The following is a 13,844-nucleotide window of genomic DNA, read 5'->3' as shown; positions in this document are numbered from 1 at the left end:
CGGTGGCGGGGTCGATGGTGGGGGACCGGTGGGTGCGGCAGAGCCCGTTCAGTGATCCGGGCGGGCACGGGGGGTCGTTGCCGGTCGGGGACGTGGGTCGGGTGGGCGCCCGGGTGCGGGAGATGGTGGTGCATTACCGGGGCGCGGGTCCGGTGGCGGTGGCCGATGCCGGGGTGGATCTGCGGTGGGCGGAGGCGATCCTGGGTGCGGTCGGGGCGGGGGCGCCCGTGGTGGGGTGTTGTCGGGATTTCGCGTTGTTGACGGTGGCGGCGTTGCGCGCCCAGGGGGTGGCGGCCAGGACCCGGGTGGGGTTCGCGGGGTATCTGGAGCCGGGGTTCCATACCGACCATGTGGTGGTCGAGTACCGCGATGGGGGGCGGTGGGTGCGGTGCGACACCCAGTTCGAGCCGGGGTCGGTCGCGGGGGTGGGGTTGGGGGATCTGCCGTTGGACGATCCGGCGGTGTTCGTCTCGGCGTCGCTGGTGTGGGCGGGGTATCGGGCGGGGCGGTGGGACGCGGACGCGTTCGGGGTGTCGGCGTCCCTGCCGTTGCGGGGCGGGTGGCTGGTCGGCGACTACGTGTGGTTGGAGGCGGCGCACCGGTGCGGGTGGGAGGTGTTGTTGTGGGATTCCTGGGAGGTGATGGGGCCGTGGGCGGACGCCGGGCGGACCGATGTGATGGCGGCGGCGGTGATGGCGGCCGACGCCGGTGAGGTGGGGGCGCAGGAGGCGTTGGAGGTGTTGTGGGATCGGTGGCGTCCGCGGGGTCGGGTGTGGTGTGCGTCGCCGTCGGGGTTTCGGGGGTGGGTGGGGCTCGGGTCGCGGGGGGCGCCGGTGAGGGGCGTGGGATGCTGAGGGGGTCGGGTGTCGAGGGGGGTTCGTGGTGGTGGAGAGCGGTTTCGTGGAGTTCTGGGGCGAGTACCGGTTGTGCGTGTTGGCGTCGCCGCGCCCGGACGGGTCGATCCATCAGGTGCCGGTGGGGGCGACCTATGACGCGGACGGTGGTCTGGTGCGGGTGATCGCGGACGGGGGCAGTTACAAGGCGCGCAATCTGGCGGCGCGGCCGGGGACGCGGGTGTCGGTGTCGCAGGTGGAGGGGCGGCGGTGGTGCACGGTGGAGGGTGCCGCGACCGTGTCCGATGATCCGGAGCGGGTGGCCGAGGCGGTGCGCCGGTACACCGAGCGGTATCGGCCGCCGCGGCCGAACCCGGGGCGGGTGGTCATCGAGATCGCGGTGGAGCGGGTGCTGGGGAACGTGCGTCCCTGACCGTGGGGGAAGGGGGGTGTCGCCCGGTGGGCGGCGCCCCCCTTTTTTCATGTGGGTCGGGCCAGGGTGATGACCTCGGGGGAGGTGGGGGTCAGGGGGGTGCGGTCCCGGTTCCCGTGGCGTTGGACGGTTTTGAGTCCGGCGGCGGCCAGGAGGGTGTCGAGGTGGTCGGGGGTGAGGAACCGCAGTGTGCTGTGGGTGGTGAGGGGGGTGTCCCAGGAGGGGGAGGTGGTGGTGGAGGTGAACGTCACCAGGCCTTGGGGGGTGATGGGGTGGGCGTCGTTGACGTCGGTGAGGGGGGTGCCGTCGGGCAGGGTGCCGGTCCAGGGGTGGTCGGGGGTCCGGTTCTCCCAGGCGCGGGCGGTGATGTTGCGGGTCTCGAACGCGATCAGGCCGGTGGGTGTGAGGGCGGTGCGCATGGCGGTCAGGGCATGGACGATGTCGTGGTCGGTGTGCAGTTCCTGGAAGGCGTGGCCGGTCATGGTGACCAGGTCGAATGCGCCGTCCCAGGTGTGGGTGGTCAGGTCGCCGCGGGTCCAGGTGACGTCGGTGGCGTGGGCGCGGGCGATGTCGAGCATGGCGTCGGCGGGGTCCAGGCCGAGGAGGTGTCCGGTGTGGCCGTGTGCGCGGGCGGTGCGCAGGAGGAGGCCGGTGCCGCAGCCGACGTCCAGGGCGGTGGGGGCGGCCATGACCAGGTCGAGGTAGAAGTCGTCGCAGGCGGCCCAGGGGTTGAGGAGGTCGTAGAGGGCGGCGACGGCGGGGTCGTCGTAGGGGTTGTGCATCGGCGCAGTATGGCGGTGCGGGGTGGGGCGCGCATCGGGTGTTCGGGTGGGTGACGAAACGTGGCGGCGTCCACGATGAGCGCGCGTCCGGGCCGGTTGGTCGAGGGTGGGGTGTGGGTGGAGCGCCGTCAGGGGCGGCACCGGTTTGTGGCGTTGGCGGTCGCGGGGACGTGCGTCGGGTGAAGGCGGAGTGACCCCTCGTGCCGTGGGCCAGCCGGGGAGGGCCGTGGAAGGATGTCTCCTTCCCACCACAGGAGGTCTCGTATGCACCCCGTCGGCCGAGCCGTCACCGCGTTGTTGGGGATCCCCCGCCCGCCCTTGGAGGTGCGTCCGTTGCGCGGTGGTACCAAGAAGGGCGTCTGGCGTGTCACCTTGCCGGACGGCGGTTGCGTCGTCGCCTACCGGTGGCACCCCGACCATGACCATTGGCCCGTGGGGGAGGCGCCGCCCGACCCGGCCGACCCGTTCTCCAACGCCAGCGGGCCGGACCTGTTCACGGCCGCCCATTCCCTGTTGGTGCGGGAGGGGGTGCGTGTTCCGGAGTTGCTCGCGTTGGACGCCACCGGTGCCCACGGTCCGGGGGCGTTGGCGGTGGTGGAGGACGTCGGGCCCACCCTGGAACACCTCATGGTCACCGACCCGGCCCGCGCCGTCAGGGCGCTGGACCATCTGGCGGGGACCCTGCGCACCCTGCACGGGCGCACCCATGCCTCTTTCGGTAAGGTCGCCCATCTGGCGTCGGGCGGTGGCCCCCATGGTGGGAGCTGTCATGAAGTCGTCCTGGGGCGGGCGTTGGTCGACCTGGAGGAGGCGGCGCGCCGTGAGGAGCGGGTGCGCGTCGACCGTGACCGTCTGGCCGAGATGTTGTACGCGTTCGCCGCGCGCGTGGAGCCCCGCGAGGGCGGGCACCGTCTGATCCACGGCGAGTTGGGGCCCGACCACGTTCTGGTCACCGGTGACGATGAGGGGGTGCTCATCGACATCGAGGGGCTCATGTTCTTCGATGTCGAGTGGGAGCACGTCTTCGTGCGGTTGCGGTTCGGTGACCGCCATCGGCGTTTGGCGACCTTTCCCTTGGATCCGCATCGGGTGAGGTTGTACGACCTGGCGTTGGGTCTGTCCCTGGTGGCGGGGCCGTTGCGGTTGTTGGACGGTCCCTGTCCCGAGCGCGACGTCATGCTCGGCATCGTCGAGCACGCTCTGCGCCGGGTGTCGGCCACGACTTTCCGGTAGGGCGGTCCCGTGGATGGTCTCCGCTGTCTGTGGCGCACCGACGCCGTTCGGCGCAACACCGCGCATGACGCCCTCACCGAGCACCTGGGTTCCTGGGCGCGTGCCATGGGTGCCGGGCCGTTGGTCGGTGACCATCGAGGCGGCGCGGGTCGGGTCGAGCGCCCTGTCGGGTGCGCCCGCCGGTGATGTCGTCTTGGGTGCGGCGGTCTCCGGTTGTCGGGCGCCGTCGCGGTGTCCCTTCCCGAGGGGCCGGGGTGGTCGGCCCCGGTGGTGGGCGAGCGCATGTGCGCGGTCGGCGCGGGCGGGGGTCGTCAGTGCCGTGCGCGGGGGTCGCACCCGGGTGACGTTCCACCTGTACGACACCGAGGCCGGTGGGGTCCGGGTCGCGGAGACGTTTCTTTCCCGAGGGGCGGTGGGGGCTCCGGTGAGGTGTGGGCAGCGGCCCGGCCCCGCGGTGGGTTTCCCGCAGGGCCGGGCCGGTCGTAGAGGCGAACGCCTCCTACAGCCAGGGGCAGCCCTTCGTCACGCTGCTGATGGAGCTGGCGTTGTAGCGGATGTTGGTCTTGGTCTTCTTCTTCGTCACCAGACACACCCGGTCGAACGCGGCGTTCTTCAGGTTGACGGTGACCCTCTGATCGTGGTTGCAGTGGTTGTTGTAGTAGAGCGTGGTGGTGACCAGGCCGCCGTTGTCCCAGGAGAAGTTCACCTTGTTCCCGGACGGGCTGGAGCAGCTCACGCTCTTGCGGTTCACCTGTGCCTCGACCTCGGCACCCGCCGCCGGTGCCGAGCCCAGGACGATACCGGCGGACAGCAGCAGTGCCGAAGCGGCACCGCCCACACGGCGGACCATGGTGTTCATGTGGGACCAACCTTCGTCTTCTTCGTGAATGGCGTGGGAAAGTTTCGCCGATGTGGTCGCTCAAAGCGAGCAGATGTCCGATTTCGGTCACTTTCCGTTGTCCCTGTAATCGGTCCTGATTTCGCTGAACGTTCTCGTCACGGCTTCGCGGTGGTCGGGATCCGTGGCTCATGGCCGAGCGGTGCCTCGGTGGGCCGGGGGGCGGTGAAGGGGCGGGAACCGCTCGGCGATGAGCGGCGAGGCCATCGTCGCGTTGCCGCCCACCTCAAGGATTCGGGGAACGTCGTCCGCCGGCCGTGTTGCGTCAACTCGCCGCCGAACGCGGACACATCGACGCCCAGGTGGAGGAGCCCGCCCGCGCACGCCCTACCTTGGACGGTCTGATCATGGCCACACGGCAGGCCGTGCGCGGTGCTCGGGTCCGCGCCTGAACACCGCCTCGGTGGCGTCCGGTCACCCGACCTCCGCCCGGCCGGGGTCCGGCGGCGGTCGCAGGTTCTCCACGATGGGGTCGGTGGGGGAGCACGGGGGGTCGATGTGGTCAAGGCCCGGCGGGAAGGGGCGGGCGCATCCCTCCTCGGTGGCGGGGAACACGTCCGTCCGGAGTCGGGTCACGGTGGCGTCGATGCGCGGGGGTTCCGCCATGGCGTTTTCGGCACCGGGCCGGGGGCGGGGCGTCGGTTCTCCGGCCTTTGACGGTGACGCTGTTCGGAGCCCGTCGCGGTCGTTGAGGCGGGTCCTGGGGGTGAGCGGTCCGGCCGATGCGTCGAGGGGTGCCCGTTCGGGGCCGTCGCTCAGGTGGTCCGGTCGGGTTCCGTCGTGTCCATGGCTCGGGCGCGCAGCACGGCCGGCAGCAGTCCGGGGAAGCGTTCTTCCAGGTCCTGGGTGCGCAGTCGGCTCATGCGGGAGGTGCCCTCGTAGTACTGGTGGATGATTCCGGCTTCGCGCAGGACCCGGAAGTGGTGGGTCGATGTCGACTTGCTGACCGGGAGTTCGAAGGCGATGCAGGCCATGTCGTCGTGGCCCCGGCCCAGTTCGTGCACGATGCGCAGTCGGATCGGGTCGGACAGTGCGCTGAGCACCTCTTCCAGGCGGATCCGGGCGGTCTCGGGGTGTTCCGGGTGTCGCGCAGGGGTGGTGCGGGTGGTCCTGGTCATGCTCCGACCTTCCTTGCCGTGCGGCTCCCACCACAATGTACGAAGATCGTCGTAGTTCGACAAGCGACGCAGTACGACATTGAACGTACATCGGTCGTCGCCGGCGCCCCGAGACCGCCCGGGGTCAACGGCTCCGGGGCGGCAGCGGGATCCGGTCCAGGTCCTGGGCCAGGGTGATGGGCCCGTCGAACTCGGCGGCGGCCTGGGCGAGGAAGTCGGCGTCACGGTCGGCGTCGTAGCGTTCGGAGATGTGGGTGAGCACCAGGGTGCGGGCGCCCGCCTCGGCGGCGACGCGCCCGGCCTGGCGGGCGGTGAGGTGACCGTGGGGGTCGGCCAGGTGCTCCTCGGAGTCCAGGTAGGTGGACTCGATGACCAGCATGTCGGCGTCGCGGGCCAGTTCCACGGCCTGTGGGCAGTACGCGGTGTCCATGACGAACGCCAGCGTCTGGCCGGGGCGGGGCAGGGCGCAGTCGGTCAGGTCCACCCGGTGGCCGTCGGGTGCGTCCACCCACCCCCGGCGGTGCAGGGCCCCGATGAGGGGGCCGGTGACGCCGTGTTCGGCGAGCCGGTCGGGGAGCATCCGCCACCCGTCGGGTTCGGCGAGTCGGTACCCGTAGGCGGCGACCGAGTGGCGCAGCGGCAGCGCCGTCAGGCGCAGGTCGTCCTCGCCCAGCGGGCAGGCGCCGGTGCCGGCGACGGGTTGGGGCACGATGACGTCGGTGTCGTGGAAGGGGGTGGCGTGGCGCAGCCGTTCCCAGTACTCCCGGCCCTGGGCGGGGTAGGCGACGCGCACCGGGTGGGCGACCCTGTCGCGGGCGATGCGCTGGATGGTGCCGGGCAGGCCCAGGGCGTGGTCGCCGTGGAAGTGGGTGAGGCAGATGCGGGTGATGTCGGTGGCCGAGAGTCCGGCCAGGCGCATCTGGCGTTGGGTGCCCTCGCCGGGGTCGAACAGGACGCCGTGGGAGTCCCAGCGCAGGAAGTACCCGTTGTGGTTGCGTCTGGGGGTGGGCACCGCGCTGGAGGTGCCCAGGACGACGAGTTCGCGTACCGACATGGGGTGGATCCTGTCATGGGACGTGGCCTGTGGCGGAACCCTTTTTTCCGCCGCGCCGGGGCCCGCCGCGGCGGGGGCGGTCAGCGCAGGCGTTTGAGGGCGTCGGGGGTCAGGTCGGCCAGGGAGGGGTAACCGTTGACGGCCATCAAGAGGTCGGCCTCGGCCAACAGGGACCGCAGGACGTGCACCAGTCCGGCGGTGCCGCCCACCGCCAGCCCGTAGGCGTAGGGGCGGCCCACCGCGACCGCGGTGGCCCCCAGGGCCAGGGCCTTGACGATGTCGGAGCCCGAACGCACCCCGGAGTCGAAGATGACGGGCAGGTCGGTGGCGGCGGCGACCTCGGGCAGGCACTCCAGGGCGGGGATGCCGCCGTTGGCCTGGCGGCCTCCGTGGTTGGAACAGTAGATCGCGTCGACGCCGCCGTCGGTGGCGCGGCGGGCGTCGTCGGGGTGGCAGATGCCCTTGACGATGAGCGGAAGGTCGGTGAGGGACCGCAACCAGGGGAGGTCGTCCCAGGTCAGGGGGTTGCCGAAGAGTCCGGCCCAGGTGGCGACGACGCGGTCGGGGGTGGGGTCGGGGCCCACGATGCTCTGGAAGACGGGGTCGGAGGTGTAGTTGGCCAGGCAGTGGCCGCGCAGTTGGGGGAAGTTGGCGGTGGCCAGGTCGCGGGGGCGCCACCCGGTGATCCAGGTGTCCAGGGTGACGACGATGGCCTTGAATCCGGCGCGTTGGGCGCGGTGCACCAGGCTGGCGGCCAGGTCGCGGTCGGTGGGGGTGTAGAGCTGGAAGAGGCCGGGGGTGTCGCCCAGGTGGGGGGCGACGTCCTCCATGGGGTCCTGGGTGAGGGTGGAGGCGATCATGGGCACCCCGGTGGCGGCGGCCGCTCGGGCGGTGGCGATGTCGCCGTGGCCGTCGGTGGAGCACAGGCCGATGACGCCGACGGGGGCCATGAGCAGGGGTGAGGCCAGGGGGATGCCGCACAGGTCCACCGACAGGTCGCGTTCGACGGCGCCGACGAACATGCGCGGGTACAGGCCCCAGTCGGTGAAGGCGCGGGCGTTGGCGTCCTGGGTGTTCTCGTCTCCGGCGCCGCCGGCGACGTAGGACCAAAGGCCCGGGGGTAGGGCGTGGGAGGCGCGTTCGGCCAGGTCGGCGAAGGCCATGGGGTGCTCGGGGACGACCCCGGTGAGGCCGTTGAGGTGGATTTCGAGTTGGTGGTCGCCGTAGCGCGGGCTCATGGGGGTCCCCTCGGGGGTCGATGCGGGGCGGGTATGGCGTGGCTCACAGCCTGCAAGTTGACATGATGGTGTGTCAAGAGTGGGGCGGGGCGGCCCCGGGGGCGGGCGGGGGTCAGGGGCGGGCGCGGCGCGAGCGCAGCAGCGGCAGGTACACCTCGGCGATGTCGGCCGACACCTCGGCGACGGTGGCGGTGCGCTCGCCCAGAACCCAGTCGATGACCAGTTCGTTGGCGGCCCCCACCAGGGCCAGGGCCTGTTTGCGGAAGGGCCGGTCCACCAGGTCCCCCGCCGCGACGCCGCGCGCGTAGTGGGTGTCGACCAGGTCGGCGATGGTGTGGCGGGCGGCGCGGCGGCGCTCCTCCATGGCCGGGCTGACGCCCACGCTCTCCACCGAGATCACCCGGGGGCGGCGCGGGTCGGCCATGACGAAGGACAGGTAGGCGTCCAGGGCGGCCATGATCCGCTCCTGGAAGTCGCCCCCGCCCTCCAACGCGGCGCCCATGTGCTCCAGGGCGCGGGTCAGCAGGTCGTCGTAGACGGCGCGCAGGGCGGCCTCGCGGTCGGCGAAGTGCTCGTAGAAGTAGCGGTTGGTGAGTTCGGCGCGGACACAGATCGCGCCGACGGTCGCGGCCCGGAACCCGACGGTGCCGAACTCCTCCAGCGCGGCCTCCAGCAGGCGGTGGCGTCGGGCCTGTTGGCGTTCGTGCGGGGTCATCCCCCGCCAGGGGCGCACCAGTTCCACCCGGGGTCGTGTCATGCCCTCACGGTAGCGGGCGCCGCCGCGTCGGTGGGGCGTATCGGGCCGGGGCCGGTGCGGGGGTCCGCCGTCCTTTTCCCCTCGTCGCCCGTCACCGGTCGCGGGGCCGGGCGGGCCCCGGTTCCGTGAGCGGGTCAACGGGTGCGGTGTCCGTGCTCCGGGGACGACGCGCCCGGCCCCTGGTCGGTTCTTCGGTGCCGGCGCCGAAGAACCGACCAGGGGTGCCGCTCACCCGGCCCGGGCGGCTCCGAACCAGGTGGGCAGGTGGGCGAGCAGGTCCCGCTGGTCGTCGCCGACCCACGCCACGTGGCCGTCCGGGCGCAGCAGCACGGCGGGCACACCCCGCTCCTCCAGCTCCCGGGCGGTGTCGGCGACGTGGTCGACCCGGTCCCGCCACCCTGTCACCGAGAGGCGTCCGGTCGGGTCCAGCAGCAGCCCGCGGCCACCGCGCGTCAGTTCGTACAGGCGCCCGCCCCGCGCCAGTTCCATGTCCCGCAACCGCCTCCCCAGCAGGTCGTGGCCCTCACCGAAGTCGTAGCGCAGGCCGGTCGCGATGATCTTCTCGGTCAGGTGCCGGTTCACCTCCTCGAAGACCACCAGCTCCGACAGCAGCCGGCGTACCGCCCGCGGTCCCGGTTCGGAGGACATCAGCTCCATCTGGGCGCGGGTGTTGTCGAGCACGTCGGCGGCCACCGGGCGGCGTTCGGCCCGGTAGCTGTCCAGCAGTCCTTCGGGCGCCCACCCCCGGACCTGCGCGGCGAGCTTCCAGCCGAGGTTGAACGCGTCCTGGACGCCGAGGTTGAGGCCCTGCCCGCCGACCGGGGGGTGGATGTGCGCGGCGTCCCCGGCCAGCAGCACCCGGCCGACCCGGTAGTGGTCGGCCAGACGGGTGGCGTCGCCGAACCGGGACATCCGGCGTGGTGAGTGCACGCCGAAGTCGGTGCCGGCGAACACCCGCAACCGCCGCCGGAAGTCGTCCAGGGTCGGCGGGACCGTGCGGTCGGGGGCCACACCCTCGGCGGGTACGAGGACCCGGTACACCCCGTCCTCCAAGGGGCCCAGGCCGAACAGCAGGTGGGTCTTGCGGATCTCGGCCACGACGGCGGCCACCTCCTGCGGCGGCGCGGTCACCTCCATCTCGCCCAGCAGCATCTCGGTCGTGGTGGGTTCGCCGGGAAAACCCACGCCCAGGAGACCGCGCACCGTGCTGCGGCCGCCGTCGCAGCCGACCAGGTGGCGCGAGCGCAGCCGTGCGCCGTCGGACAGCTCCACGGTCACCCCTTCCTCGTCCTGGTCCAGACCGACCAGTGCGACGCCGCGCCGGATCTCGGCGCCGGCCCGGGCGGCGTGCTCGGACAACAGGAGGTCGGTGGTCGTTTGGGGGATGCCCAGGACGTAGGCGTGCGCGCTGTCCAGCCCGTCCGGCGGGGGTGCGGGGATGGCCGCGAAGAAACCGCCGAGCGGGTACTCGCGGCCGTGTTCGAGGAAGCGTTCCAGGAGGCCGCGCTGGTCCATGATCTCGATGCTGCGCGCGTGCAGTCCCAGGGCGCGGACCTGGGTGGTCGGCTCCGTCTCCTTCTCCAGCACGAGCGTGCGCACGCCGTGCAGCCGCAGTTCCGCGGCCAGCATCATGCCGGTCGGTCCCCCGCCGGTGATGATCACGTCGATCATGAAGCCTCCCCGTTCTCGGTTCGTGTGGCGGTCGGTCCCCGCAGGGTCCTGATCTGCGCGGACGACGGTCACGATCGACGATTGTGCGCCCTGACCGGGGTCTTGCCGCAAGCCCCGGGGTGCGCTATAGATTGAGAGAGGCGAGAGGTTCCCAGAACCCCTCGCCTTCGTCGTTCCCGGACCCGGGGCGCGGTGTGCGCCCGGTGCGCGCGGGGGAGCCGCCGTCGTGAGGGTCGCTGCGGTGCGGTCGGGGTCCGTGGTCCCGGTCGGAGCGACGCCGGTGGGCCGGGAGGACCCCAAGGCGGGGGAAAGGCGTTCCCATCATTGGGCACCGGGGCGTGTCCGGCCGCTTCCGTGGCGTCGTGCGGGGTACGGCGCGGCACAGGGAGGGCGCCGATCGGGACCGGGCGGGTCGTGCATGCGCCCACAGCACTGGTGGGCGGGGTCGGGGCGGACCTCCCGGCACAGGGCCACGATCCGCGAGGTCCGCCCCGGCGCCCGTCGTCCCGGTCGGGGGCGCGATGCGTCGGCGCCCGTGCGGCGGGGCGTGGGGCGGCGAGAGGAAGGGAGCGACCGATGACGCGACAGTCGAACGAGCACAACGCCGGTGCGCCGGAGCCGGCGGCGGCCCCGACCGGGACGGCGACGTTCTCCTGGTGGGAGGCCCTGAAGCGGACGTTCCGGGAGTTCCGGGAGGACAACCTGAGCGACCTGGCGGCGGGACTCACCTACTACGGGCTCTTGGCCCTCTTCCCGGCCCTGCTGGTCCTGGTGTCCCTGCTCGGCCTGGCCGGTCCGGGGGCCACGCGGACCCTGACCGACAACGCCGAAGCGGTCCTCCCGGCGGACGTCGCCGAGGTGGTGACCTCCGCGATCCAGAACCTCCAGGGCAACCCGGCCGCGGCCGGGATCGTCGGTCTGATCAGCCTGGCCATCGCCCTGTGGTCGGCCTCCGGGTACATCGCCGCCTTCATGCGGGCGTCCAACATCGTCTACGACGTCCCCGAGGGGCGGCCCGTCTGGAAGACGCTGCCCGTCCGCGTCGGCGTCACCCTGCTGCTGGTCGTCCTGCTGACGTTCACGGTGCTGGCCATCGCGGCGACGGGCGTCGTTTCGCAGAGGATCGGGCAGGTGCTGGGTCTGGGGCCGGTCGTGGCGACGGTGTGGGACATCGCGAAGTGGCCGGTGCTCCTGCTGATCGTGGTCTTCATGATCGCGCTGCTGTACTGGGCCTCCCCCAACGCCCGGCACGGGTTCCGCTGGTTCAGCCCCGGCAGCCTGCTGGCGGTGGGGATCTGGCTGGTCGCCTCGGCCCTGTTCGCCGTCTACGTCGCCAACTTCGGCAACTACGACCGGACCTACGGGAGCATGGCGGCGCTGATCATCTTCCTGGTCTGGCTGTGGATCACCAACATCGCGATCCTGCTGGGCGAGGAGTTCAACGCCGAGGTCGAGCGGGGCCGTGCCGTGGAGGCGGGCCTGCCGGAGGGCGAGGAACCCTACGTCGAGATGCGCGATGTGCCCGAGCAGCGCCGTCCCGCCCCGGGGAGGCAGCGCTCGGTGTAGGCGTCGCGCACCACGGGCCGTGTGCGGTCGGTGCGGGCGGGGTGGTGTCACCGCGCGGGCCGGGCCGGCGATCCGCTTCACGCGACGCCCGGTGACGGCGCGCCGCTCCGGGGCGGCCGTTCGCCCCGGCGGTCGCTCTCCGCCGTGGTCGCGGGGGCGCGGGCCGTGGAGGCGGCCGGTGCGCGGGCGACGCCGACCGCGCACCGGGGGCGGACCCGTCAGGGCCGGTTTCCAGGGGGCGCCCGCCGTGAGCACGGGTCGGCCCCCGCGACCACGGCGCGTGCGGGCCGCCCTCGGCGGGCGGTGACCGGACCCCGCCCCGATGGGTACAGCAGTGGCTGTACCCATCTCGTTTTCGCCCCTTCGCGCGAGGGGTGGGGTGGGGGCGCCAACGTAATCCGGTCGCTGTGTGCCATCTATGTAGCAATACAAGATGTACATCATTATAAGGCCCACTTATCGTGGGTCAGGATTCCGGGGTTCTCGGAGCCCCCTGGGGTCAACGTAATCAAATACGTTTTAGTACTAACGTTTACAACGAAACGATATTGTGCGGGGTCCGGTCCGGGCGAAGGCCGGGCGCGGTCAACGAGGAGAGTGTCATGAACCGTGGGGTGGACACGGCTCCGCCGACGGACCGGTGAGCGTCCGGGGTCTTCAGAAAACCAACGTTTTTCAGACAGGTCGCCCAGAGGGTCGCCGGAGGGGCCCGTCCGGCGGATTCCTGTCGCAAAAACGTGGTGGAAACCTGCGGTGTTCACCAACTCGCGCCACGGGGTTTTCCCTACGCTTCCGGGATGGACCGCGCTCGCATCCTCCCCGACGACCCGCTGGCCCCCGCGCCCGCCCACGGCGGTGGTGCGCTGATCGGCTACGCCCGCGTCTCCACCCGCGATCAGAAGCTCGACCGCCAGATCCGCTGGAGGCCGCCGGGTGCGCCAGGATCTTCGCCGACAAGAAGTCCGGCAAGGACGCCCACCGCCCCGAACTGAAGGCGTGCCGGGCCTACCTGCGCCCCGGTGACACCCTGGTGGTGCCCGCCCTGGACCGCCTGGCCCGCTCCCTGGCCGACCTCATCGCCCTGGTCGGCGAACTGCGCGGCGAGCAGGTGGGGTTCCGCTCCCTGCACGAGGCCCTGGACACCACCACCCCCGGCGGCCGCCTCATCTTCCACGTCTTCGCCGCGCTCGCGGAGTTCATCCGCGAACTCATCGTGGAGGGCACCCACGAGGGCCTGGAGGCCGCACGCGACGCGGGCAAGCGGCTGGGCCGCCCGCCGGCCCTGACGGCCGAGCAGGTCCGCCACGCCCGCGACCTGCTCACCCGCCCCGACAACAGCGTCGCCTCCATCGCCCGCCTGCTCGGGGTATCGCGCTCCACGATCTACAAGAACGTCCCAGAGCTGTCCGGCGGCCGCGCCGCCCTGACCGCGGGGAAGGATCCGGGCGCGCGCTGAGGACCGTGTGCCGCCGGAGGAGTTCGTGCCTCACGGCCAGCGGTTGCGCGCGGCCGCCTGGATCAGAACGGCCAGTGGCGTTAGTGAACCGTCGGGGCGCGGCCAATCGCCACTGGCCGTTCGGTTGCTGCTCAAGCCCCGTGACGGCCTGAGGTGGACCCGCGCGAGCTCTCTTCAGACTGACGGTTGTTGGTCGAACAGCCCGACGGGGTCGGCGCTGTAGGCGACCATCCAGCTGGGGTCGATGCGATACCACACGTTCTCGTCCCAGAACGGATCATCGCCGTCGCCGTCGTAGTGGTTGACGAGGTAGTCACGGACGCTCGGCCAAGTCGGGTCGCTGCTCGTCCCCTCGGGGTTCAGCGGAACGGCGTGTCCGTGCGTGAAAATGCCGAGCTGCTCGCCGCGCATGAAGGTCGCGCTGATGCCGGGCCGCGCCGCGAGATGACGGGCTTTAGCGGCCTGGCGGTGGGTGCCGACGATCCAACGGCCGTGCAGGAGGTGCCCGTCGACGCCGCTGATGCGTGGCTCACCGCGCCGGGTTACTGTGGCGATGGCCAGGGTGCACATGCCTTGGCGGACTCGGACAACCTGATCGGCGTCCAAGGTGCTTTCACCTGGCCGGATGATCGATTTGAGGTGGCTGCTGGAGCCAGCCAAAGAGGTGTCGAGCAGGACTTGGAGGCTGTGGAGCTCGTCGGGAGTTTCGAACATTGGGCTAGTTAATCGGCTCCCACTGACAGTGTCGGCTCAGTGCGCAGTCGCCGACCGGTCGCCGCCAGCCGGTACCGCTCGACGGCGTGCC

At 71.8% G+C, this 13,844-nt stretch carries 15 protein-coding genes; 6 read left to right on the top strand and 9 right to left on the bottom strand.

All coding sequences use genetic code 11. From position 1 onward, the window contains the following. Positions 1 to 2: 2 nt before the first annotated feature. Positions 3 to 854 (top strand): transglutaminase-like domain-containing protein, encoded by an 852-nt coding sequence (locus tag PWG71_RS15540; protein ID WP_274810437.1) that lies wholly within the window; start codon positions 3 to 5, stop codon positions 852 to 854. 25 nt (positions 855 to 879) lie between these two features. Then, on the top strand, positions 880 to 1,266 hold the full coding sequence (locus PWG71_RS15535; RefSeq protein WP_446725034.1) for a pyridoxamine 5'-phosphate oxidase family protein: 387 nt from the start codon (positions 880 to 882) through the stop codon (positions 1,264 to 1,266). Positions 1,267 to 1,313: 47 nt separating this feature from the next. Here the strand turns inward: PWG71_RS15535 and PWG71_RS15530 are convergent, their stop codons facing one another. Next, on the bottom strand, positions 1,314 to 2,048 hold the full coding sequence (locus PWG71_RS15530; protein WP_274810436.1) for a class I SAM-dependent methyltransferase: 735 nt from the start codon (positions 2,046 to 2,048) through the stop codon (positions 1,314 to 1,316). 264 nt (positions 2,049 to 2,312) lie between these two features. Here PWG71_RS15530 and PWG71_RS15525 point away from each other — a divergent pair, with 264 nt between their 5' ends. Then, positions 2,313 to 3,281 (top strand): phosphotransferase family protein, encoded by a 969-nt coding sequence (locus PWG71_RS15525; RefSeq protein ID WP_274810435.1) that lies wholly within the window; start codon positions 2,313 to 2,315, stop codon positions 3,279 to 3,281. A 499-nt stretch (positions 3,282 to 3,780) separates the two neighbouring features. Here PWG71_RS15525 and PWG71_RS15520 read toward each other — a convergent pair whose 3' ends face one another. After that, entirely contained in the window at positions 3,781 to 4,140 is a 360-nt protein-coding gene (locus PWG71_RS15520) for a hypothetical protein (protein ID WP_274810434.1), read from the bottom strand. A 296-nt stretch (positions 4,141 to 4,436) separates the two neighbouring features. Between PWG71_RS15520 and PWG71_RS15515 the strand changes: the two genes are divergently transcribed. Further along, positions 4,437 to 4,571 (top strand): hypothetical protein, encoded by a 135-nt coding sequence (locus PWG71_RS15515; RefSeq protein WP_274810433.1) that lies wholly within the window; start codon positions 4,437 to 4,439, stop codon positions 4,569 to 4,571. Between the two features lie 22 nt (positions 4,572 to 4,593). Here PWG71_RS15515 and PWG71_RS15510 read toward each other — a convergent pair whose 3' ends face one another. From PWG71_RS15510 to rox, 6 genes are all read right to left on the bottom strand, one after another. Then, the gene (locus tag PWG71_RS15510; RefSeq protein WP_274810432.1) at positions 4,594 to 4,785 is read right to left on the bottom strand and encodes a hypothetical protein; all 192 of its coding nucleotides are present in this window, start codon (positions 4,783 to 4,785) and stop codon (positions 4,594 to 4,596) included. Positions 4,786 to 4,934: 149 nt separating this feature from the next. Next, positions 4,935 to 5,297 carry an ArsR/SmtB family transcription factor gene (locus tag PWG71_RS15505; protein ID WP_274810431.1) on the bottom strand — a complete coding sequence of 121 codons (363 nt, stop codon included), beginning with the start codon at positions 5,295 to 5,297 and terminating at the stop codon, positions 4,935 to 4,937. A gap of 124 nt (positions 5,298 to 5,421) precedes the next feature. After that, positions 5,422 to 6,351, bottom strand: coding sequence for a ribonuclease Z (locus tag PWG71_RS15500; protein ID WP_274810430.1), 930 nt, complete (start codon positions 6,349 to 6,351; stop codon positions 5,422 to 5,424). Between the two features lie 80 nt (positions 6,352 to 6,431). Continuing rightward, positions 6,432 to 7,589 (bottom strand): alpha-hydroxy-acid oxidizing protein, encoded by a 1,158-nt coding sequence (locus tag PWG71_RS15495; RefSeq protein ID WP_274810429.1) that lies wholly within the window; start codon positions 7,587 to 7,589, stop codon positions 6,432 to 6,434. A 112-nt stretch (positions 7,590 to 7,701) separates the two neighbouring features. Next, complete coding sequence (locus PWG71_RS15490) at positions 7,702 to 8,346, bottom strand: TetR/AcrR family transcriptional regulator (protein ID WP_274810428.1); 645 nt, start codon at positions 8,344 to 8,346, stop codon at positions 7,702 to 7,704. A gap of 228 nt (positions 8,347 to 8,574) precedes the next feature. Continuing rightward, entirely contained in the window at positions 8,575 to 10,017 is a 1,443-nt protein-coding gene (gene rox / locus PWG71_RS15485; protein WP_274810427.1) for a rifampin monooxygenase, read from the bottom strand. Positions 10,018 to 10,593: 576 nt separating this feature from the next. Between rox and PWG71_RS15480 the strand changes: the two genes are divergently transcribed. Next, positions 10,594 to 11,583, top strand: coding sequence for a YihY/virulence factor BrkB family protein (locus tag PWG71_RS15480; RefSeq protein ID WP_274810426.1), 990 nt, complete (start codon positions 10,594 to 10,596; stop codon positions 11,581 to 11,583). 550 nt (positions 11,584 to 12,133) lie between these two features. Continuing rightward, a complete protein-coding gene (locus PWG71_RS15475) occupies positions 12,134 to 13,039 on the top strand; it encodes a recombinase family protein (RefSeq protein ID WP_342455983.1) in 906 nt (301 codons plus the stop codon). 174 nt (positions 13,040 to 13,213) lie between these two features. On the opposite strand, the gene PWG71_RS15470 is transcribed toward PWG71_RS15475, so the two are convergent. Continuing rightward, positions 13,214 to 13,753, bottom strand: coding sequence for a pyridoxamine 5'-phosphate oxidase family protein (locus PWG71_RS15470; protein WP_274810424.1), 540 nt, complete (start codon positions 13,751 to 13,753; stop codon positions 13,214 to 13,216). Positions 13,754 to 13,844: the final 91 nt, after the last annotated feature.

The sequence above is a fragment of the Nocardiopsis sp. N85 genome (genome assembly GCF_028882275.1).
In the GTDB taxonomy this organism is placed as follows: Bacteria; Actinomycetota; Actinomycetes; order Streptosporangiales; family Streptosporangiaceae; genus Nocardiopsis; species Nocardiopsis lambiniae.
Note: the sequence above shows the minus strand (reverse complement) of the source record. Positions and strands in the feature narration are given on the sequence as shown.